Source organism: Brevundimonas sp. FV1ye29L, from assembly GCF_058681095.1.
In genome coordinates this window covers 1910888-1931633 of sequence record NZ_CM178730.1, presented here as the reverse complement: position 1 = coordinate 1931633, position 20746 = coordinate 1910888, and the positions used below count along the sequence as shown (strand labels likewise).

Below are 20746 nucleotides of genomic sequence, written 5' to 3'. Positions count from 1 at the left end.
CTTGGCGCCGGGATCCGGCGTGGGCCGTCAAACGACGGTCGCAGGCGCGGCCAGCGGCCGGTTCAGCCGCCGATGAGCGTCAGCCAGTCGTCCTCGGTCAGGACTGCCACGCCATGCTTCTGCGCCTCGGCCAGTTTGGACCCGGCGCCCGGGCCGGCGACGACATAGTCGGTCTTTTTCGATACCGATCCGGAGACCCTGGCGCCGAGGCTTTCAGCGCGGGCCCTGGCCTCGTCGCGGGTGAAGCGTTCGAGGCTGCCGGTGAAGACGACAGTCTTGCCGGCAACCGGGCTGTCCGTCTGCGGGCGTTCGGCGTCGACGACCTGATCCAGCCCGGCGATCAGCGCGTCGACCACGGCCTTGTTGTGGTCCTCATGGAAGAACTCCGCGATGGCGCGTGCGGCCACGGGTCCGACGCCGCCGACGCCTGCGATCCGCCCAAGGGTCTCGGACGGCCCCTCGTCACGCGCGATGGCGACGAGACGACGGAGGCCGCTCCAGTCGGGCGCGAGGTCGGCGAGGCCCCGGCGGGCCGGGGCGGCGAGACCGGGGAAGGCGAGGGCGATCTTCTGGTCCAGAGGCGCCTCGGGCCAGGGATCGGCGTCCGCGACAACGGCCGCAGCGAGGGTCGCCAGGACCCGGGGTGAAACGGCGGGCGCCTGCGCCAGCCGGGTCCAGTCGGGTGAGGGGATACCCGCCGCCGCCTCGATCCCGGCGGCGTGAAACTCGGCCCAGCTGCCGAACTCCCGCGCCAGCAGCAGGGAGGTCTGTTCGCCGATCTCCCTGATGCCCAGGGCGAAGATCAGTCGCTCCAGCCCGATGGTGCGGCGGGCGTCGATGCCCGTGACCAGGTTGCGAACGCTGGTCTCGCCATAGCCATCCTCGTCGCGCAGTGCGGCCAGTTTTTCGTCATCCCGAGCCAGCCGGAAGATGTCGGCCGGTTCGCGGATCCAGCCGCGTTCATGGAAGGCGACCAGTTGCTTCTCGCCCAGGCCCTCGATGTCAAAGGCCCGGCGGCCGACGAAGTGTTTGAGGCGTTCGACGATCTGGGCGTTGCAGATCAGACCGCCGGTGCAGCGCCGGCGCACCTCGCCCTCGTCACGCACCGCCTCTGACCCGCAGACCGGGCAGTGTGTCGGGAAGAGGTAGGGGGCTGCATGGGCCGGGCGGCGCCCGGCGACCACAGAAACGATCTGGGGGATGACGTCGCCGGCGCGTTGCAGCACCACGGTGTCGCCGATGCGGACATCCTTGCGGGCGATCTCGTCCTCATTGTGCAGGGTGGCGTTCCTGACCACCACGCCGCCGACGGTGACGGGCGTCAGGCGGGCCACGGGCGTCAGGGAGCCGGTCCGGCCCACCTGGATATCGATGCCCTCCAGCACCGTGGTCGCCTGCTGTGCCGGGAATTTGTGGGCGATGGCCCAGCGGGGGCTGCGGGCGACGAAGCCGAGGCGGGCCTGCCAGTCCAGCCGGTCGACCTTGTAGACCACGCCGTCGATGTCGTAGCCCAGCCCGGCCCGGTCGGCCTCCAGCCGGCGATAGACATCGATCAGACCCTCGGCGCCCTCGACCCGTTCGGACCAGGGGTTGGTGCGAAAGCCCCATTCGGCCAGCTTTTCCAGCGCCCCGTACTGGGTCTCGCTGAACCCCTCGACCGGCTCGCCCCAGGCGTAGGCGAAGAAGTTCAGCGGACGTTTCGCCGTGATCTCCGGGTTTTTCTGGCGCAGGGAGCCGGCGGCGAAGTTGCGGGGATTGGCATAGGTGCGGCGGCCCTCGGCCCCGGCCGCAGCGTTGAAGGCGGCGAACCCCTCGTTGGGGGCATAGACCTCGCCGCGCACCTCGACCCGGGCCGGCCAGCCGGCGCCGTGAAGCGTCAGGGGGATGTCGGCGTCGCCGAGGGTTTTCAGATTGGCGGTGACGTCCTCGCCGGTGCGCCCGTCGCCGCGTGTGGCCCCGACCTGAAGCACGCCGTCGACGTAGAGCAGGGAGGCCGAGAGGCCGTCGATCTTGGGTTCGGCGACGTAGGCTATGGGGGCGTCAGGAGACAGGTTCAGGAACCGGGCCACCCGGGCGACGAAGTCGCGCACGTCCGCCTCGTCGAAGGCGTTGTCGAGCGACAGCATGGGCACGCCATGGCGGACCTCGGCGAACTGGGTCGAGACCGGCGCGCCGATACGGTGCGATGGCGAATCCGGCCGGACCAGATGGGGATAGTGCGCCTCCAGGGCGGCGTTGCGGGCCTTGAGCGCATCATAGTCGGCGTCGGTGATCTCCGGCTCGGCCTCGGCGTAGTAGAGGGCGTCGTGCCGCGCCATCTCGGACGCCAGGCGCGCCAGTTCCTCTCGCGCGGACTCTTCGGTCAGGAGGTCGGGATCGGTATGGGTCATCGGGTCGTGGCGCGCTCGGGATCGGATTCGGCTCCGAGGCCGATGACCAGAACTTAGGCTGACGGCGGCCGCGCGTCCCGCTATTCCATGCTGAAAGTTGCAGGAGTCCGCATGCGCCGCCCGAACCTCGCCGTCCTGCCCGGACTGGCTGCCCTGACCCTGCTGGCCGGGTGCGGGACCCTGCCGTGGGACACGCGGGAGGCGGCGCCGGTCGTCGTCGCGGCCCCTGTTCCCGCTGAGATCGCGGTTCCGGCGCAGCTGCTGGAGGATGTGCGCATCCTGTCGGCCGATGACATGGAGGGGCGCGACACAGGCGCGCCGGGGGGCGAGCGGGCGCGGGCCTATATCCTGGGGCGGCTGGAGGCGATCGGAATCGAGGCCCCGCCTATGGGCCGGCTCCAGCCCTTTTCCGTTGAGGGCCGGACGCGGGAAGGGCCGAAGCGGTTCAACGGCACCAATATACTGGGCCTGGTTCCCGGGACGCGGGTCGGCGACCGCTATATCGTGGTCAGCGCCCATTATGATCACGTCGGGATCAGCGAGGGCCATATCTACAACGGCGCTGACGACAACGCCTCGGGCGTGGCCACGATGCTGGAGCTGGCCACACGGCTGAAAGCCGATCCGCCCGAACACAGCGTCATCTTCGTCGCCTTCGACGGGGAGGAGCGGGGACTGATCGGGGCGAAGCATTTCGTCGAGGCGCCGCCGGTGCCGCTGTCGTCCATCGCCCTGAACATCAACTACGACATGACCGCCCGGGCGGAGGTCGACGGCAGGCTGTGGGTCACCGGCACATACCAGCACCCGTTCCTGAGGCCCCTGATCGAAACCCTGCCGGCCGTCGGCCCGGTGTCGCTGGCCTTTGGCAAGGACACGCCGATGGACACCGGGGCGGACAACTGGGTCAGCGCCTCGGACCATGGCGCCTTCCACCGCGCCGGGCTGCCGTTCCTGTATTTCGGGGTCGACTATCATCCCGACTATCATCGGCCGTCAGACGATTTCGAGCGGATCACGCCGACGGTGTTCGCCAGTGCGACCGAACTGGCCATAGCGGCGTTCCGGCGTCTGGACCAGGGGCTGGACCACTGACTGAAAAAGGGCGCACACTGAAGGTTCCATAACACGCTCCCATTGCAAGGGAGCCGGGGGGCCAGGGAATGACCACTGTCAATTTCGATCTTCAGCGTGTGCAGAAACAACGAAAATGGGCGGTCGCCCTCGGACTGTTGGCGGCCCTGGCGCTCGTGGCCTCTACGGCCTCGGCCGGGGGCGAGACCCGGCTTCACCAGTGGATCGAGATGGCCGGCATGAGCGCCATTGTCATCTGCATCGTCGGTCGCGCCTGGTGCTCGCTGTATATCGGCGGGCGAAAGAAGGCGGAGATCGTCGATCGCGGCCCCTATTCGATCAGTCGCAATCCGCTCTATCTTTTCAGCTTCATCGGGGCCTTCGGGGTCGGCGCGCAGACGGGCAGCATCACCCTGGCCCTGGTGTTCACCCTCATCACCATGGCGGTGTTCCACCTTACGATCCGCCGGGAAGAGGACTGGCTGACGACGGCCTTCGGTCAGGACTACCGCGCCTATCAGGCGCGGACCCCGCGCTATGGACCGGATTTCGGGAAATGGCGGGACGCAGAGATCATCGAGGTTCGTCCGAGGTTTTTCCTGACCACGATCCGCGACGGCCTGACGTTTCTGGTGGCCTTCCCCCTGTTCGAACTGGTCGAGGTCCTGCAAGGTCGCGGCCTGTTGACCGTTCTCGCCCATCTTCCATGAGGCCTGCCATGTCCGGCTTTCCACGCACCCCGGCCCTCGCGGCGCTTGGATTGGCGGCGGTTCTGGCGGCCTGTGACGATACACCATCACGTCCGGCAGAGCCGCCGGCCGCGCCGGCGACCCGGTCTGCTCCGGCGGGCGCCGCCGCCTTCACCTCGGATCTGGGCGGCGACATCTCGGGCTACTACATGCCCGCCTCAGAACTGCGCGCCGGAAACTGGGTGTTGCGGGACGTCTTCGTCGGCCAGCAGCCTGACTTCCAGAGCTGGGAAGGCGGCGACCGGCCCGGAACCTTTGCTCCGGTGATGCTGGAGTTCGAGGATGTGACCAGCCCGATGACGGCGACCGAACTGGGCGAGGTCCGGTCCGGACAGATCCGCGTCCTGCCGACCCGCTATGCCGTCACAGACGACGCCCTGACGTTCGAGGGCCGGGCGGAGGGGTTGGGCGAGGTGAGCTTCAGGGGACGGCTGGATGCAGAGGCCCTGGCGACCTCGCGCCGCAATCTCGGCGACGAGAGCCCGGTCATGACCGGCACGCTCAGGGTCGGGGACCGCAGCTTCGACAACGCCCGTTTCCGCTGGTGGGCCGGGGACTGATCCGGAATAAAAAAGGGCGGATCTTTCGACCCGCCCTTTTGTCATCAGGCGACCGTGGCTTTCACGATCTTGCCGGGGTTCCGCGGCGGCTCGCCCTTGGGCAGGGCGTCGACATTGTCCATGCCCTCGATCACCTCGCCCCAGACCGTGTACTGGCGGTCGAGGAAGGTCGCGTCGTCGAGGCAGATGAAGAACTGCGAATTGGCGCTGTCGGGATCCGAGGTGCGGGCCATGGAGCAGACGCCGCGGACGTGTTTCTCGGCCGAGAACTCCTGCTTCAGGTTGGGCTTCTTCGAGCCCGAGGTGCCGGTGCCGGTCGGGTCGCCGCCCTGGGCCATGAAGCCCCCGATGACGCGGTGGAAGACCACGCCGTCATAGAAGCCTTCTTCCGCCAGCTCGGCGATTCGGGCGACGTGGCCGGGGGCCAGGTCGTTGCGCAGTTTAATGACGACGTCTTTCTCGACGCCGTCGCCGGTGTCCAGGGTGAAGGTCAGGGTTTCGGCCATGCCGGGGTCTCCGTCTGAATATTGCGGGGGTCATAGCCGCTGAGGGCCGTGGGCGCTATGTGGGGCATATGAGCGACAACGAAAAGCCCCCCAAGCCCGCCGACGGCGCGGAAACGCCCGCCCGGCGCCGGATGGTGCGGCCGCCTACGGGCGGAACCGCCGCTGGCCGCGGCATGGGCTCCCAGATCAAGACCGCCGACAAGAAGTCGATGTCCTCGATCCAGTGGATCAAGCGCCAGCTGGCCGATCCATGGTCCGAAAAGGCCCGGGCCGAGGGCTGGCGCAGTCGGGCGGCCTTTAAATTCAGCGAGATCGACGACCGGTTCCATCTGGTCAAGAAGGGCTCGCGCGTCATCGACCTGGGCGCCGCGCCGGGCGGCTGGGTCCAGGTCTGCGTCAATCGCGGGGCGGCCGCGGTCGTCGGTGTTGACCTGCTGCCCATCGAACCGATTCCCGGGTCGATCCTCGTTCAGGCCGATTTTACGGACCCCGGGGTGGATCAGCAGTTGATCGACCTGCTGGGCGGTGCGCCGGATCTGGTGTTGTCCGACATGGCCCACAATACGGTCGGTCATCGGCAGACAGACCATCTGAAGATCATCGCCCTGATCGAAATCGCTTCGGACTTCGCCATCCGCACCCTGAGGCCGGGCGGCCATTTCGTCACCAAGAACTTCCAGGGCGGAGACGCCGGCCGCGTGCTGGCCGAGCTGCGCGCCGCCTTCCAGGAGGTGAAGTACGTCAAGCCCGCCGCCAGCCGGAAGGGCAGTTCCGAGGTCTATCTGGTTGCCCTGAACAAGCTTTGAAGGCGCTGCCGGCTTTCAGGCCGGCTGATCGGCCGCCAGTCGTTCCCGTTCGCGGCGGGCCTCGATCCGGGTCCAGATCCGGTCGTGCACGGTGAAGAACACCGTCTGCACCAGCGGCTCGATCGTCCCGATGGCGAGGGCGATGCGAATATCCCGCGTCAGGGCGAAGGCCACCAGAACCGCGACCGCGAAATGCATGACGCCATAGGTCATCGTCTTCAGGGCGATCTGTTTGAAGGAGCGGGGCAGGGCGTGGCTGTGACCATGGTGGCCCGCTGCGCCATGACCGTGCGAGCGGAACTGCTCCTCCGGCGACATGACGTCGAGCCGGGCGGTGAAGGCCTCCGCGGCCTCTTCCACACCAGACCTCAGTCGTCGCCGCTCGATCCGGTGCCAGATGCGGTCATGGAAGGAATAGGCGATCGTCTGGACGAAGGGTTCGACGACCCCGACCGCCAGGGCCAGGCGCCAGTCGCGTGTGATGGCGAAGGCCACAGCGACCGCGACGACAAGGTGCATCAGCCCGTAGCTGGCGATCTTGAGCGCCAGTTTGCGCGCGGTGGACAGGATGATCGCGACCATGCGGTGAGAATGGGGATGTCGCCCCGGGGTTGCAAATCAATAAAATATGGCGGCGCGATAAGTCTGGCCTTGCCGTAGAGCCCCTCCCGCCCTTATACGCGGCCCGCAAAACGGAGACTCCCTATGGAGATTCGCGAGGGCCTCACCTTCGACGATGTTTTGCTTGAACCCGGCCCGTCCGAGACCATGCCCGCCGATGCGGATGTCTCCACGCGTCTGACTCGCGACATACGGCTGAATATCCCGCTGCTGTCGTCCGCCATGGACACGGTGACCGAAAGCCGTCTGGCCATCGCCATGGCCCAGGCCGGCGGGCTGGGCGTGCTTCACCGCAATATGACCATCGAGGAACAGGCCGATCAGGTCCGCGAGGTGAAGCGGTACGAGAGCGGCATGGTCATCAATCCGGTGACCATCCATCCCGACACCACCCTGGGCGAGGTTCGCGCCATCGTCGCCCACAAGAAGATTTCGGGCTTCCCGGTCATCGATCCGGTCACGGGCCGGCTGGTCGGCATCCTGACCAATCGCGACATCCGGTTCGACACCGATCCGAACCGCAAGGCCGCCGAGCTTATGACCACGGGCGATCTGGTCACCGTGCGCGAGGGCGCCGGCCGCGACGAGGCCCGGGCCCTGTTGCGGGACCGCAAGATCGAGCGGGTGATCGTCGTCGATGAGGACTATCGCGCCACCGGCCTGATCACGATGAAGGACATCGAGAAGGCCCAGGCCCATCCCCACGCCGCCAAGGACGACCAGGGCCGGCTGCTGGTGGGCGCCGCCTCGACGGTCGGAGATTCCGGCTATGAGCGGGCCATGGCCCTGGCCGAGGCGGGCGTCGACGTCGTCGTCATCGATACGGCGCACGGCCATTCGGTCCAGGTGTCGCGCGTGGTCGAGCGGATCAAGCGGGAGAACAACCGCCTGCAGATCATCGCCGGCAATATCGCCACCTATGACGCCGCCCGGGCCCTGATCGATGCGGGCGCCGATGCGGTGAAGGTCGGCATCGGCCCGGGATCGATCTGCACCACCCGGATTGTCGCAGGGGTGGGGGTGCCGCAGCTGACGGCCATCATCGACGCTGCGCGCGCCGCCAGGGCGACGGGAACGCCGGTGATCGCCGACGGCGGCATCAAATATTCGGGCGATCTGGCCAAGGCCATCGCCGCCGGCGCCTCGGTGGCCATGATGGGCTCGATGTTCGCCGGCACCGACGAAAGCCCCGGCGAGGTCTTCCTGTACCAGGGCCGGTCCTACAAGTCGTATCGCGGCATGGGCTCGGTGGGGGCCATGGGCGCCGGTTCCGCAGATCGCTACTTCCAGAAGGAGGTCGAGACCCAGAAGCTGGTGCCCGAGGGCATCGAGGGCCAGACGCCGTATAAGGGGCCGATCGGACCGGTTCTGCACCAGATGGTCGGCGGCCTGCGCGCCTCCATGGGCTATGTCGGCGCTTCGACGATCGACGAGTTTCAGGCGCGGGCCCGGTTCGTGCGCATCACCGGCGCCGGATTGCGCGAGAGCCATGTTCATGACGTCATGATCACGCGGGAAGCGCCGAACTATCGGCAGGGCTGACCGGGAGGAATGACCATGGATATGACGCCCGAGTTCATCGTACTGGCCTTCACCCTGATCCTGGCCATCGTCCAGATCTTCGCCGCAGCGACGGCGCGGACGATGGAACTGGGGCCGAGGTGGAACGCCGGCCCGCGTGACGGCGTCGCTGCGCCTCCCGGCAAGATCGCCGGTCGGTTGTTGCGGGCCCAGGCCAATCTGTTCGAGACACTGCCCCTGTTCGCCGCCGCCGTAATCATGGCGCATGTGGCGGGCAAGGACGGCGGCGTGCTGACCCTGTGGGGGGCGCACCTCTATTTCTTCGCCCGCCTCGCCTATGTGCCGCTTTACGCCTTTGGCGTGACCGGGGCGCGCACCCTGGCCTTCCTCGTCGCCCTGACCGGCCTGATCATGGTCATTGCGGCCCTGTTCGTCTGAAAGTTTAAGTGACCCCTTCTGCTCGTCTCGCCGCCGCCGCCTCCGTCCTGGACTCCATCGCCCAGGGCCGCCAACCGGCCGAAACCGCGCTCAAGACCTGGGGGTCGGAAAACCGCTACGCCGGGTCGGGCGACCGCCGCGCCGTGGCGGACCGGGTCTATCGCGTGCTGCGGGCGCGGGGCCGTCTGGTCTGGGCCATGGGCGGTCGCGAGGACGGCCGGGCCCTGGTCATCGGCTCGCTCAGCCTGATCGACGGCCTGTCTCTGGACGAAATCGAGGCCCTGCATTCCGGCGACGGATACGGCCCCAAACCGCTGTCGAAACAGGAACGCGCCCGGATCACCACGACCGCCGGTGAACTCCCGGGCTGGATCGCCGCCGGCCTGCCGGAGTTTGTCATGGAGGACTTCAAGGTCAGTTTCGGCGACCGCTGGGCCGCCGAGGCCGAGGCCCTGATGGTCCCGCGCGCGCCGATCGACCTGCGTGTCAATGTCGCGAAGGCGACCGTGGCCGAGGTCGAGGCCGAACTGCGCGAGGCCGGCCTGTCGCCCGTGCGCACGCCCTGGTCGGCGTTTGGCCTGCGGCTGTCGGCCGAGCCGCCGCCGAACGTTCAGGCGCTGGCCGCCTTCAAGGACGGAAAGATCGAGATCCAGGACGAGGGCAGCCAGATCGTCTGCTGGCTGGCCGGCGCTCAGCCGGGCATGACCGTCGTCGACTATTGCGCCGGCGGCGGGGGCAAGACCCTTGGGCTGGCGATGCAGATGTCGGCGGGAAAAATGCCGGACGCCGAACCGGTGGATCCGCCCAGGGTCTGGACGCCGTCGGGATGGGTGGAGGCCCCCGCCTCGGCGAAGAAGGCGGCCCAGGCCAAAGTCGACGGCCGGCTGGTCGCCTTTGACGTGGTCCAGAAGCGACTCGACAACATCAAGCCCCGGTTGCAGCGCGCGGGCGTCACCGCCGAACTGCAGCAACTCGGCCCCAATGGCGGCGGGGTCGAGGAGATGGTGGGGCAGGCCGATGTGGTCCTGGTCGACGCCCCCTGCACCGGCTCGGGCACATGGCGGCGCCGGCCCGAGGACGCCTGGCGGCTGAAGCCCGAGGAGGTGGACCGGATGCACAGCCTGCAGATGGGCATTGTGGCGCGGGCGGCCAAGCTGGTGAAGCCCGGCGGGCGTCTGGTCTATGTGACGTGTTCGATGCTGCGCGGCGAGAACGAGGCGACCCTGGACGCTTTTGAAGAGGATCATCCGCAGTTCGTCCCCGTGCCGATCGCCGGTGCGGTCAAGGTCGCGGGACTGACGGACGCGGGGCGTGAGAAGCTGGTCGCACTCGCTGACGGCGGCCATCGTCTGCGTCTGTCACCGGCGACGGCCAGTACCGACGGCTTCTTCGCCGCTGTCTTCGAGCGGCGGGCGTGAGCGAGGACGGCTTCGAACTCGTCGCCTTCGGGCCGATCACGGCCCTGTGCGTCATGGCGACCGCAGCGGAATACGGCCCGGCTTTGAGGTCGCGAATCAAGCCCCTGATCACCGGGGTCGGTCCGGTTGAGGCGGCGGTGTCGACCACGGCGGCGCTGGCGCGGCTGGAGCAGGCCGATGGCCTGCCGGATCTGGTCATTTCGCTGGGGTCGGCCGGGTCGCAGACCCTGGACCACGGCCGGATCTATTGGGTGGACGAGGTCGCCTATCGCGATATGGACGCCACCGTCCTGGGCTTCCCGCCCGGGGTGACGCCCTTTCTGGACCAGCCCGCCAGCCTGACCCTGGCCAGCGGTCCGCAGGGCCAGCCCTATGCGCGGCTGGCCACCGGCGGCAGCGTCGTCTCGGGCGAGGCCTATGACGCCGTCGACGCCGATATGGTGGACATGGAAACCTATGCCGTCGTTCGCGCCGCCGCCCGGTTCGGCCTGCCGGTCATCGGTCTTCGCGGTATTTCCGACGGCAAGGCCGACCTGACGGTGCTGGAAGACTGGACCGGCACGCTCGCCGTCATCGACGAGGGACTGGCCGAGGCGCTGGACCTGCTCGCCGCCGAACTCACCCGGCTGACCGCCGACCTCCCAGACCCGCAACCGGAGCCGTCATGACGACCCCCGTTTCCGACCACCAGAAGGTCCTCATCGTCGACTTCGGCAGCCAGGTGACGCAGCTGATCGCGCGCCGCCTGCGCGAGGCCAGCGTCTATTGCGAGATCCATCCGTTCCAGAAGGCCGAGGCCGCTCTGGCGGGGATGAAGCCGGCGGCCATCATCCTGTCGGGCGGTCCCGAAAGCGTGCACGAAGAGGGGAGCCCCCGCGCGCCCCAGGCCGTGTTCGAGGCCGGGGTGCCGGTGCTGGGCATCTGCTACGGCGAGATGACCATGTGCGAACAGCTGGGCGGCAAGGTCGAGGGCGGCCACACCCGCGAGTTCGGCCGCGCCGGGATCACCGTCGAAAGGGTTTCACCGCTGCTGGCCGATCTGGCTCCGGTCGGCGAGGAGGAGACGGTCTGGATGAGTCACGGCGACAAGATCGTCGCCATCCCCGAGGGCTTTGATGTCGTCGCGAGCTCGGCCGGCTCGCCCTATGCGGTCATCGCCGATGAGAAGAGACGCTTCTACGGTGTTCAATTTCATCCGGAAGTGATGCACACGCCGCGCGGGGCCACGATGCTGAGGAACTTCACCCACGGCATCGCCGGCTTGAAGGGCGACTGGACCATGGCCGCCTATCGCGACGAGCAGATCGCCCGGATCCGCGAGCAGGTCGGCGATGCAAAGGTGATCTGCGGCCTGTCCGGAGGCGTCGACAGTTCGGTCGCGGCCGTCCTGATCCACGAGGCCATCGGCGACCAGCTGACCTGTGTGTTCGTGGACACCGGCCTGCTGCGCAAGGACGAGGCGACCCAGGTCACCACCCTGTTCCGTGAACACTACAATATTCCTCTGGTGCATGTTGATGCGTCGAAGGAATTCCTCGGGGAGCTGGCTGGCGTCTCTGACCCCGAGACCAAGCGAAAGATCATTGGCCGGGTGTTCATCGAGATCTTCGATCGCGAGGCCGCCAGGGTCGAGGGCGCTGAATTCCTCGCCCAGGGCACCCTCTACCCCGATGTGATCGAGAGCGTCTCCTCGTCCAGCGGCAAGGCCCACGTCATCAAGAGCCACCACAATGTCGGCGGCCTGCCCGACTATATGAAGCTGAAACTGGTCGAACCCTTGCGCGAACTGTTCAAGGACGAGGTCCGCGCCCTGGGCCGCGAACTGGGCCTGACCGACGCCTTCGTCGGCCGCCACCCCTTCCCGGGGCCGGGCCTGGCCATCCGCATTCCCGGCGAGATCACGCCGGACGCCGTCGAGACCCTGCAGCAGGCCGACGCCATCTATCTGGACGAGATTCGCAAGGCCGGCCTGTACGACAGCATCTGGCAGGCCTTCGCCGTGCTTCTGCCGGTCAAGACCGTCGGGGTGATGGGCGACGCCCGCACCTATGAGAAGGTGCTGGCCCTGCGCGCGGTGACCTCGACCGACGGCATGACCGCCGACTTCTTCGAATTCCCGTGGGATGTGCTGGGCAAATGCGCCACCCGCATCGTCAACGAGGTGAGGGGGGTCAACCGCGTGGTCTATGACGTCACGTCCAAGCCGCCGGGGACGATCGAGTGGGAATAGTTCGGACCTTTCGGCAGCATTCGGCATCGCTTCCGAAACGTCCACTAAGCGGCTGACAACATTGTGAATTCTGTCGAGACCCTTCGAAGCCATTCGGAGGGTCTTTCTTCGTTTTGTCGGACTGGCCGACGGTATGCCGCTGCATTGATCTGGCGGACTCGGGCTCATACCGTCCTGACAGCCGGCCACGCCCTGACGGTATTATTTCTCGGCAAGTCATTGAAGATTTGAGAGAAAGTTCTTGATGGCGCGGTCGATTTCGAGGGCCGACAGCCGAAGGCGATTATACCGTGCTAACCGACACCGCACTGAAGAATTTGCGTCCAAAAGCAAGAGCTTACAAGAGTACCGACAGGGACGGCATGTATGTCTACGTCTCGACGGGCGGCGCAGTCTCATTCCGCTACGACTATCGGTTCAACGGCCGTCGGGAGACTGTGACGCTTGGCCGTTATGGCCGGGCCGGGCTGACGCTGGCGCAGGCCCGCGAGCGGCTGATCGAGGTGAAGAAGGCGATCGCCGACGGGGTATCCCCCGCCGTTGAAAAGCAGCGCGCCAAACGTCGCCTCAAGGAGGCTCGCGATTTCGCACAGGTCGCCCAGGGTTGGATGGACCGCGCGCCGATGGCGGACAGCACCCGCGACATGCGCCGGGCGATTTTCAATCGCGACATCCTTCCGAAGTGGAAGAACCGCCTGCTGAGCGAGATCACCCCCGACGACCTGCGGGCGCACTGCAAGGCGATCGTGGACCGCGGGGCGCCCGCGACAGCGATCCACGTCCGGGATATCGTCAAGCAGATCTACGGCTGGGCGATCCTCCACGGCGAGAAGATCGACAACCCTGCGGATGACGTGGGCCCGGCGTCCATAGCGACCTTCCGACCGCGCGACCGATCGCTCACCCCCGCCGAAATCCGGATCATGCTTATGCTCTTGGGTGAGGTGGCGACACTGCCGACCATCAGGCTCGGCTTGAAGTTCATCCTGCTCAGCATGGTTCGAAAGAGCGAACTTCAGGACGGGGTATGGACCGAGGTGGATTTCGGGAATGCGGTCTGGTCGATCCCGGCCGCACGCATGAAACGCTCGCGTCCTCACAACGTCTATCTCTCCACCCAGATGCTTGACATCCTGGTCGCCCTGAAGACCTGCGCCGGCAACTCGAAATACATCCTGCCGTCGCGCTACGATGCCGATGCGCCGATGTCGCGGGCGACCTTCAACCGCGTCACCAGTGCGATCGCTGAGAAGGCCGGAAAGGGTGATCTCCCGCTCGAACCCTTCACCGTCCACGACCTGCGGCGGACGGCCTCGACCCTGCTGCACGAGATGGGCTTCAACTCGGACTGGATCGAGAAAGGGCTGGCTCACGAAGAGCGATCCTCGCGCGGCGTCTACAACAAGGCGGAGTTCGAGACCCAGCGTCGGCACATGGCTCAGGAATGGTCTAACGCCGTAGACGCTTGGGAAGCGGGCCATGCCTACACCCCAGTTCTGACCGTGTCAGAGGTCAGCGCACCGCGTTTTGATCCGAAATTTTGAGATGCATCGGGGGATGCCAACAGAAAAAGCAGGGACAAGGACATGATCGACGCGCGGGATAAGGCTGCCGTCACCGAGCGCGCGGCCGAGCGGCCGGGACTGCGGAAGCGGTCGCCGCACCTGCTTGGATTGTAGGCTATGGCCGGGCCGTACTTTCCGCCGCTGGAGGTCGCGGGGCAGACGCTCGTGTTCGACCATCTCGAGCCCTTCGTGCTGGAGATGGCCACCCAGTCGCGTCCGAACGGAGTGAAGATCGATGTCCGGTTCAGCAACCACTGCTTCAGCGAAACCTTCGACGCCGCTGAGCACGACGACAATGCTGTGACGGTCTGGGACGGCCCGAGGCGGCGCGTCTTCTGTCCCATCCGCTACGGGCTGTCGCAGGCGCTGCCGCACATCCTGAAAGGTCTGCCGACCGCGCATGTCTATCAGACCCCGGAGGCGAACTTCCTGCGTATCGGCGTGCGCAACGACGGCGGAGCAGGGGACTACAGGGTCTTCTTCCGTGTCAAGCGCGGCGCCGATGCCGGCGTCGATCTCAAGCTCTTCGTGGAAAGCGCCTACAGCCCTGAGCCGGCCCAGGCGCTCGCCATCGCCCACATGAGCAAGGTTCGCTTCGCCGTCCTGATCGACAAGACGCTAAAGGGCGAGAAGCTGAAGTTTCACCGGAAAAGATAAGGGCGCCCGGAGGCGCCCTTATCAGAAGTCACTCGGTAGCCGCTTCCGGGATCGAAATCCCTATCTCGCTCACGCGTGGACCTCCGAAGAGGCGGGTGAGGCTGTTTCAACCGATCTGGCCTCGGGACGACATATAGCTCCAGGGAGTGAAGAAATCAATTATCGGCCCTGGAAGCCCTGTCCCGTCGTCCGTGGCTCCGCCATCCCCGAATGAAGCATCTCATGACCCGCTCGCCGCTTTCTGAAGCGAAGCGCAGCTTAGAGGTGCGGTCGGGAGGCGCCCGCCCCGTCGTGGACGGGGCGTGATCGGCGCAGTCGCACATCCGGAGCCTTGGCCGGCGTGACGGGGGCGCGGCGGCGCTTCTCCAGCCAGGTCTGGACCTCCGACAGATCCCAGACCACGCATCGCGGAGTCAGCCGGAAGCGTTTGGGAAACTCTCCGCGCTGCTCCATCTCCCAGATGGTGCTGTCTGCAAGCGGCACCATCTGGCGCAGTTCCGGCTTCTTGATCGTTCGCGGCAGGGAATCTGAGCGGGCCATCTTTCGATCTCCATCGGCTGTCCAGTCCGATAGAATCAAACCGAAACGCAACGAAGGCGAAACCCGACAGGATGCGATGTGACGTTTGCGGGACGAACCCGCCCGGATACTTTATCGCCGACCGCCGTAGACTAGGCCGCACCGCACGCCGTAGGTCGAGGTTGAGCCGCCAAATCGTCGATGTGACGGCGGCAATCGGAACCTGACGGGGGGCTACCTGCCCGGCCTGATCGCACGGACCTTCTGAGCGAGACTGGGCCGGCCTGCCGCCGCTGCGCCGTCGACGAAGGCGTCCAGAAGGTTGGTCTTGCTGAAAACGTCGTCCAGACGCCCCATGGGTCTCCCAGAGACGCCGTACGTGCGCTGGGTCAGCTCGAGATTGGCGTCGTAGTGTTCGCCGTCTTCGCGGTTGCGCCCCAGGTAATACACCGTCTCAAGATCGGCGAGTTCCTCCGATGTCAGAAGGGCGGTCATCGCGGCATTCAGGCTCTGACGCCTTTGCTGATGCGTGGCGATAGCCTCCAGGTCCCGAGGGAAGAATGACGATCCGAGATCCGCTGTCCGGTCCTTGACGGGGTGAGCCTCTGCCCAAGCCGAAAGCGCTTCGACCGCCTTGTCGTCACTGAGGTGCTTCAGGGATGTCTCAATCCCGACGAGCGTCGCCAGCGGACGTGAGTTTCGAATAGTCGTCAACGCTTGGCTGAACTTCCGACTCCCGAGACCAAAGCTCTCCATGACCTTTGCCTTGCGGTCGGAAAATTCGGCGTCGCCCCACCCGGAATGGGGCCCCACCATCGCCGCGACCCGCTTGAGATCCTCTCGTGAACACTCGCCGGTGTGTGCGCCGGTCAGGCGCTCCTGCTCGAGCTCCAGCACGCGGATCTTCATCTGACCCAATATCGCTTCCAACGTCTCGATACTGGTCCTGATATGCGGGAGATTGACGACCGCAAAGCCGCCCAGGCTTTTTACGCCGGCACGGTTGCTGGCGTAACGCAGTTCCTGTCCGTCGTCGTCCACGGCCGACAGGCTCGCCACATAGGGCTCGAGCTGAGCCACAAGATCCACGATCCGTGCGTCTCCGACCTTGGCGTCCCTAAGATGCTTCCACTGGGAGCGGATATCGTGGTCCGGCTTGTGACGCTCGGCGACCATTCCGGCGTCATGCAGCCGGTTTATCGCGAACTTCAGGGACAGTTCGATCGCATGTCGGCAGTTGTACAGGATCGGCATGGCGAGAGAGTCTCGACTGCCGAACATCTTCTTGTCGATGACGGCCACAACGAGTTCGCGCGCAGCCTCAATGTAGCCGTCGACATAGGCCTCCTCGCTGCCCTGCACGCCGATACAGGCGTTCCAGAGTCCATCGGGGATCTTCTCGAAGAAGGGGTCGGGGTGAGGAGCAGGTTCGGGCTGGGCGACGTCGGTCATAAAGTCCGAATGGCTCAACGTCGGAAGGTCGGCAAGCGCGCCGAATGTCGGGTCGCAGTCTTCCCACGCTCCATCGAAATACGACGATGCCCCTGAAGCGCTAAGGGCTCCGCCCTCGCGCGGGCCAAGGTGAAGCGGCTGCGCCGCCGGACCGGCCGCTAAGGTTTGACCTGCGCGGGCTCGGCCTCCTCCGGACCAAGACCATGCTCGATCGCGGGTTCGTCGATCTCTCCCGCGCGGAACGCGTGGACGTTTTTGACATACTGGGAGCAGCCCTGCGGCCGCAGGACCACGGAGAGGTCGCTGTTGACCATCGACGGCCGCCAGTCGTCATAGATCACTCCCGAGCGGAACATTCTCAAGCTGCTGCACAACAGGGCTGAACAAGGCGGAGGTTTGGCGTTTCGCGGCGGCGGCTAGGTCCAGGTGGGTCAGCAACAGAGCGAGAAAGAGCGGTGTCTGGCTATCGCTAGGTCCATCGCCAGCGGCCGACGTGAGGACGGGTTGCGGAAAGGCGTCATCATCGCCGCTTGCCGGAAACTCATAACGCTCGCGCACCATATGAGCGTTCGGCACACAAACCGCGCTTCCCTGCGATCGCCGTGGCGCCCGGTCGAGTCGCCGGTCGCGTCCTTGGGCTATCCGCCTCGGCGCAGCATGGCGTCGAGTTGAGCCATGCCGGGGTCGGACGGAACGAGTTTGAACCGTGTCCTAGGCCCCCGTTCGAGAATGACGACATTAATGTCCCGGATCATTTCGGACCCTTCCGGATAGTAGATCTGCGCCTCGGCGAAAGGCGCGTGGCGCATCGCGGAGCGGAGCAGCGCCGGCTGATCGGTCCAAGCCTGTCGAAGGGAGCGTTGCGGATCGTAGCCCCCAATGGGCAGCTGCACCCAGTTGTCCCGGCCATACAGCACCAGCCATTGCCCCTCCTTGAATTGTTCGGGGCGCGGCGGACCCGAGCCCATCCGACCGACCGAGAACAGGGCGGCGCCGGCGCGTTGCTCGGGGTGCGCTTTCAGCCATGTTCGCGCCGGCTCGAAAGCATCCTCATGGGCGTAGACGAAGCGCTCGCTGCCACCGACCTGTTTCAGGTTGAAGTCCATAACCTGGTCATCGGTGATCGGGACCGGCCGTCCCGAGAGTAATCCGTCCCGCAAGGCCAGGAGCCGGGCCTTGCGATTCGCCGACAGCTCGAGACGTTCGATCGGAGCGTCCGTCAGTTTGGCAAGGATGCTCGGACAGACGAGGCCGAGGAGCAGGTCGCTGGAGATCGGCGCATAAAAGGCTACACCGAGGTCCTTGACGCCACGCCGGTCGTCGGGCGTCGAACCCTCGCGCACGATCGGATGATCCGAGGTCCAGAACCGCGCTCCGCCGGCAGGCTCGTAGAGGATCGGGATTTTCGTGAGCAGACCCTCGACGATCTCGTCCCGATTGGCGATCAGGTCGAGCGTGATCTTGCGGATGTCGTCTTCGCTCGGCATCGGATCGTCTAGCGCGGGTAGGCCAGCCTCCACGAGCCGTTCGACCAGCTGGCGCGGCAGGCGATCCAGCGTCGTCCGAACCTTGGGCGTGCGCAGGAACTGCACCGCTACGCCGGTGCAGACCGCCGCCTTGAACGGCGGATCCAGGTCATCGACCCGACGGCGAGTGGCCAGCGTGTTCCCGGTCGCTGCGAACTCATCGTCAATGTTCTGGAACGCGTCTTCAAAGTTCCAGAGCGATCCGTCCGAAAGCCGAAGCGTATTGTATCCTTGGCCCGACCCGGTGCGTTTCAGTCCGCCCGGAAACGAACGCCCGTCCGATTTGTCGAACACCCAGATCTGTTTGCCGGCGCCGTCGACGGTAAATCGGCGCAAGGCGGACTTCGGCACGAAATGGTGGAAGTTCGACTCGTTCGGGGCCTTGGCGGGCATGGCGTTCGTCCTAGGGGCGGCGGACCGTCCGCGATAAGAGGCGGGCTTTTTGAGCGCTCGCCGTCTGCCGGTCCAGACATCCCGTTCAGCTCGACCCCCAGCGGAGCGCTGCAGCCGGCGGGACCCCTGCGCAGGTAATCATTATCGTCCACGACGGCGGCCGTTGGCATCGCGTTCCGATGGTCGTATCGGTCCCCGGTCGGCCTCGAGCCGAGGGTACACGGACCCAGCCATGGCGACGGGCGCGATCTACGTTGATGATTCCGGCAACCCCGGCGCCGAGTCGGGATCGGCGTTCCTGCCGGACACGCGCAAATCCTGGACGGCGGTCGTTGTCCCGCCCGAGGTTGCGGCCGACGTCGACCACGCGCTGCAGATCTTTCTCGATGGCGTGCGTGCTGACTATGGGGCCGAGGAGCTGCACTTCACCGAGATCTGGAGCGGCCAAGGGGTATGGAAGGCGGTCGCGCCTTCGGACCGCGGCGAGCTCATCTCGTTGATGGCCACGTTGATGGACTCCTTCGCCCTGCCAGTCGTCCACCAGACCGTCAGCGATCAGACCCTGAGCGATCACCCGGACCTGATGTCCGGCCTGAGCCGCAGCCGAACCGGAGACTGGCGGCTCGACGATGTTTCCCATCTCGGTTTCCTGTTCCTCTGCCGGGAGGTCGCGGTCCGCCTTCGCGTGATGGCCGGTAATGCGGCGGATGGTCTGGGCCTTCCGTTGGCGCTTTACGTCGACGAGGGCCTTCTCCCGGCCGGCCGCGAACGCGCCTTGCCGAACTGGGGAGACGTCATTGCGGGGCCGCGCGCCTGTTTCCAGAGATCCGAGGACGTCGCGGGCCTGCAGTTGGCCGACTTTGCCGCCTTCATCATCACCCGCGCCCAGTGGACCGCCGTAAACCGCAAGGCGGGGCCGGAGTTCGGCAAGGCCGAAGCGGCAATCCTCGAGGCGGCGTCGCGCCTGAATGTCCTTAACCTGCCCCGGCTGCTGGTGCGCCCTGCCGAGTTCGGACGCCGCTTGTACGAAGATGAGCTGATCGCAGACCGCCTTGCGAAGGGACTGAGGCCGAGCCCGGCGAAGCGAGACGCCTGATCGCCGTTCGATCCCGCTAAACCGACATCGGTCGAATCAACGGACTATTGCGCCGTCTTCGGCTCGATCGATCCCACCCGGTGATAGGTCTTCCCGTCGATCACGCCCTGAACCTGCTCAGGCCCGGCGGCGCCGATCCGATCTGCGATTTCAGCCGCGGTGTGATCCTCTGCCAGGGCGCGGATGGCCGCGACCTGCTCGATGGACAGCCGATCCTTCCGACTGCAGATCTGAGCTGCGGCCCACGTCCGATCGCCCCATCGGTCCTTCAGCCAGGTGCGCGATAGCGGCGCGGCAGAGCGGGCAGCCAGCCATTCGGCCAGCACCGGCTCGCGCGCATCGGGTTCAGGCGCGGGGCCCGGGGGGATAATCCCATGATCGCGTAGGTATCGGAGGCCGTCCTTGCCGCCGGGGATCATGTTCAGACGCCTTTGATCCTCCCAATGGCCTTCGACGAGGAAGGCTTCCGCCTGGTAGAGAGCTTCGAGGTCGTCGGTGATCCCCATGACCTTGTGATTGACGTACGTGATGCGGCCGGCGGTCTGTTCGTCGCGGAAGGTTCTGTGAAAACGCAGGGCGCTGCCAGAGCGCATCGCCCTCTGATGTTCGGCCCATCGGGTCTGCCAGCTCCGCGTGGTCAGGCCGACATAGAACCAGCCGTCATTGGGGTAGCTGCCGCCTTCGCCGAAGATGTGCTGGTAGAGCACGTAGGCGGCATCGGGCCGCACGGAGGGCGCGATCAGATAGTGGGCGGGAAGGGTGAAGACCTGGCTGGGGCGGGTCACGCCTTGGGGCCGCAGCGGATGTTCTCCACGCCGCGCCGCCTCCAGCAGGACCGGGTCGTCCACGAGGTCCAGACGGATCTCGGGCTGGAGCGCGATCTCGCCCGCCTCCAGCGGCCGCCGCGAGGCCATCTCGGCCTGGCCGACGCCGCGATGCCCCGGCTTGAGCAGCGAGGGCGGCGCGACGAACATGGGACGCCCGTCGAGCTTATTCGCGTGGAAGGCGGGAATGACTTGGCCCGGTTTGACGCGGATCAGACCATTGCCTCGCGCCGCCGAGTTCAACCAGTGCGCCCCGTATGCCGTGCGCACCCAGGCCCGCAACAGGCGCTCTAGCTCCAGCCGCAGGGGATGCATCGCCTTCGGCGCGAGGTGCAGCCACCAATGTTCGTCGATCGTCACCATGACCCGCCGGCGTCGCCCCGTGCGCGGCGTTCCAGCGC

The 20746-nt window shown here is 66.3% G+C and carries 20 protein-coding genes; 12 read left to right on the top strand and 8 right to left on the bottom strand.

Translation table 11 applies throughout. The features are described 5' to 3' along the window. Positions 1 to 62: 62 nt before the first annotated feature. A complete protein-coding gene (gene ligA / locus ACW17W_RS09450; RefSeq protein ID WP_492076616.1) occupies positions 63 to 2390 on the bottom strand; it encodes an NAD-dependent DNA ligase LigA in 2328 nt (775 codons plus the stop codon). A gap of 111 nt (positions 2391 to 2501) precedes the next feature. On the opposite strand from ligA, the gene ACW17W_RS09445 reads away from it, so the two are divergent. From ACW17W_RS09445 to ACW17W_RS09435, 3 genes are all read left to right on the top strand, one after another. After that, positions 2502 to 3485 carry a M20/M25/M40 family metallo-hydrolase gene (locus ACW17W_RS09445; protein ID WP_492076615.1) on the top strand — a complete coding sequence of 328 codons (984 nt, stop codon included), beginning with the start codon at positions 2502 to 2504 and terminating at the stop codon, positions 3483 to 3485. A gap of 68 nt (positions 3486 to 3553) precedes the next feature. After that, positions 3554 to 4174 carry a methyltransferase family protein gene (locus tag ACW17W_RS09440; protein ID WP_492076614.1) on the top strand — a complete coding sequence of 207 codons (621 nt, stop codon included), beginning with the start codon at positions 3554 to 3556 and terminating at the stop codon, positions 4172 to 4174. An 8-nt stretch (positions 4175 to 4182) separates the two neighbouring features. Further along, complete coding sequence (locus ACW17W_RS09435) at positions 4183 to 4773, top strand: hypothetical protein (RefSeq protein WP_492076613.1); 591 nt, start codon at positions 4183 to 4185, stop codon at positions 4771 to 4773. Positions 4774 to 4817: 44 nt separating this feature from the next. On the opposite strand, the gene ACW17W_RS09430 is transcribed toward ACW17W_RS09435, so the two are convergent. After that, complete coding sequence (locus ACW17W_RS09430; RefSeq protein WP_492076612.1) at positions 4818 to 5279, bottom strand: peptidylprolyl isomerase; 462 nt, start codon at positions 5277 to 5279, stop codon at positions 4818 to 4820. Between the two features lie 68 nt (positions 5280 to 5347). On the opposite strand from ACW17W_RS09430, the gene ACW17W_RS09425 reads away from it, so the two are divergent. Beyond that, positions 5348 to 6085, top strand: a complete 738-nt coding sequence (locus ACW17W_RS09425) for an RlmE family RNA methyltransferase (RefSeq protein WP_492076611.1) — start codon at positions 5348 to 5350, stop codon at positions 6083 to 6085. 15 nt (positions 6086 to 6100) lie between these two features. Here ACW17W_RS09425 and ACW17W_RS09420 read toward each other — a convergent pair whose 3' ends face one another. Beyond that, positions 6101 to 6667 carry a DUF2061 domain-containing protein gene (locus ACW17W_RS09420; protein ID WP_492076610.1) on the bottom strand — a complete coding sequence of 189 codons (567 nt, stop codon included), beginning with the start codon at positions 6665 to 6667 and terminating at the stop codon, positions 6101 to 6103. Positions 6668 to 6790: 123 nt separating this feature from the next. On the opposite strand from ACW17W_RS09420, the gene guaB reads away from it, so the two are divergent. From guaB to ACW17W_RS09385, 7 genes are all read left to right on the top strand, one after another. Continuing rightward, complete coding sequence (gene guaB, locus ACW17W_RS09415) at positions 6791 to 8248, top strand: IMP dehydrogenase (RefSeq protein WP_492076609.1); 1458 nt, start codon at positions 6791 to 6793, stop codon at positions 8246 to 8248. A gap of 15 nt (positions 8249 to 8263) precedes the next feature. Further along, positions 8264 to 8665: an MAPEG family protein gene (locus ACW17W_RS09410; RefSeq protein ID WP_492076608.1), complete on the top strand. Its 402-nt coding sequence runs from the start codon at positions 8264 to 8266 to the stop codon at positions 8663 to 8665. An 8-nt stretch (positions 8666 to 8673) separates the two neighbouring features. After that, a complete protein-coding gene (locus tag ACW17W_RS09405) occupies positions 8674 to 10083 on the top strand; it encodes an RsmB/NOP family class I SAM-dependent RNA methyltransferase (RefSeq protein WP_492076607.1) in 1410 nt (469 codons plus the stop codon). After that, the gene (locus ACW17W_RS09400) at positions 10080 to 10751 is read left to right on the top strand and encodes a 5'-methylthioadenosine/S-adenosylhomocysteine nucleosidase (protein ID WP_492076606.1); all 672 of its coding nucleotides are present in this window, start codon (positions 10080 to 10082) and stop codon (positions 10749 to 10751) included. Before ACW17W_RS09405 ends, ACW17W_RS09400 begins: the two co-directional genes overlap by 4 nt. Continuing rightward, a complete protein-coding gene (guaA, locus tag ACW17W_RS09395; RefSeq protein ID WP_492076605.1) occupies positions 10748 to 12313 on the top strand; it encodes a glutamine-hydrolyzing GMP synthase in 1566 nt (521 codons plus the stop codon). Before ACW17W_RS09400 ends, guaA begins: the two co-directional genes overlap by 4 nt. Before the next feature lie 290 nt (positions 12314 to 12603). Next, complete coding sequence (locus tag ACW17W_RS09390) at positions 12604 to 13857, top strand: tyrosine-type recombinase/integrase (RefSeq protein ID WP_278069324.1); 1254 nt, start codon at positions 12604 to 12606, stop codon at positions 13855 to 13857. 138 nt (positions 13858 to 13995) lie between these two features. After that, positions 13996 to 14535, top strand: a complete 540-nt coding sequence (locus tag ACW17W_RS09385) for a YjaZ family protein (RefSeq protein ID WP_278069323.1) — start codon at positions 13996 to 13998, stop codon at positions 14533 to 14535. Between the two features lie 258 nt (positions 14536 to 14793). Here the strand turns inward: ACW17W_RS09385 and ACW17W_RS09380 are convergent, their stop codons facing one another. The 4 genes from ACW17W_RS09380 to ACW17W_RS09365 form a co-directional block, all read right to left on the bottom strand. Then, positions 14794 to 15075, bottom strand: a complete 282-nt coding sequence (locus ACW17W_RS09380; RefSeq protein ID WP_278069322.1) for a helix-turn-helix transcriptional regulator — start codon at positions 15073 to 15075, stop codon at positions 14794 to 14796. A gap of 213 nt (positions 15076 to 15288) precedes the next feature. Continuing rightward, complete coding sequence (locus tag ACW17W_RS09375; protein ID WP_492076604.1) at positions 15289 to 16506, bottom strand: hypothetical protein; 1218 nt, start codon at positions 16504 to 16506, stop codon at positions 15289 to 15291. Between the two features lie 158 nt (positions 16507 to 16664). Beyond that, positions 16665 to 16862, bottom strand: coding sequence for a hypothetical protein (locus ACW17W_RS09370; protein WP_278069320.1), 198 nt, complete (start codon positions 16860 to 16862; stop codon positions 16665 to 16667). A 282-nt stretch (positions 16863 to 17144) separates the two neighbouring features. Beyond that, entirely contained in the window at positions 17145 to 18425 is a 1281-nt protein-coding gene (locus tag ACW17W_RS09365; RefSeq protein WP_278069319.1) for a DUF4238 domain-containing protein, read from the bottom strand. Positions 18426 to 18657: 232 nt separating this feature from the next. Between ACW17W_RS09365 and ACW17W_RS09360 the strand changes: the two genes are divergently transcribed. Further along, a complete protein-coding gene (locus tag ACW17W_RS09360) occupies positions 18658 to 19521 on the top strand; it encodes a DUF3800 domain-containing protein (RefSeq protein ID WP_492076603.1) in 864 nt (287 codons plus the stop codon). A gap of 44 nt (positions 19522 to 19565) precedes the next feature. On the opposite strand, the gene ACW17W_RS09355 is transcribed toward ACW17W_RS09360, so the two are convergent. Further along, positions 19566 to 20708: a GIY-YIG nuclease family protein gene (locus ACW17W_RS09355; protein WP_492076602.1), complete on the bottom strand. Its 1143-nt coding sequence runs from the start codon at positions 20706 to 20708 to the stop codon at positions 19566 to 19568. Positions 20709 to 20746 lie beyond the last annotated feature (38 nt).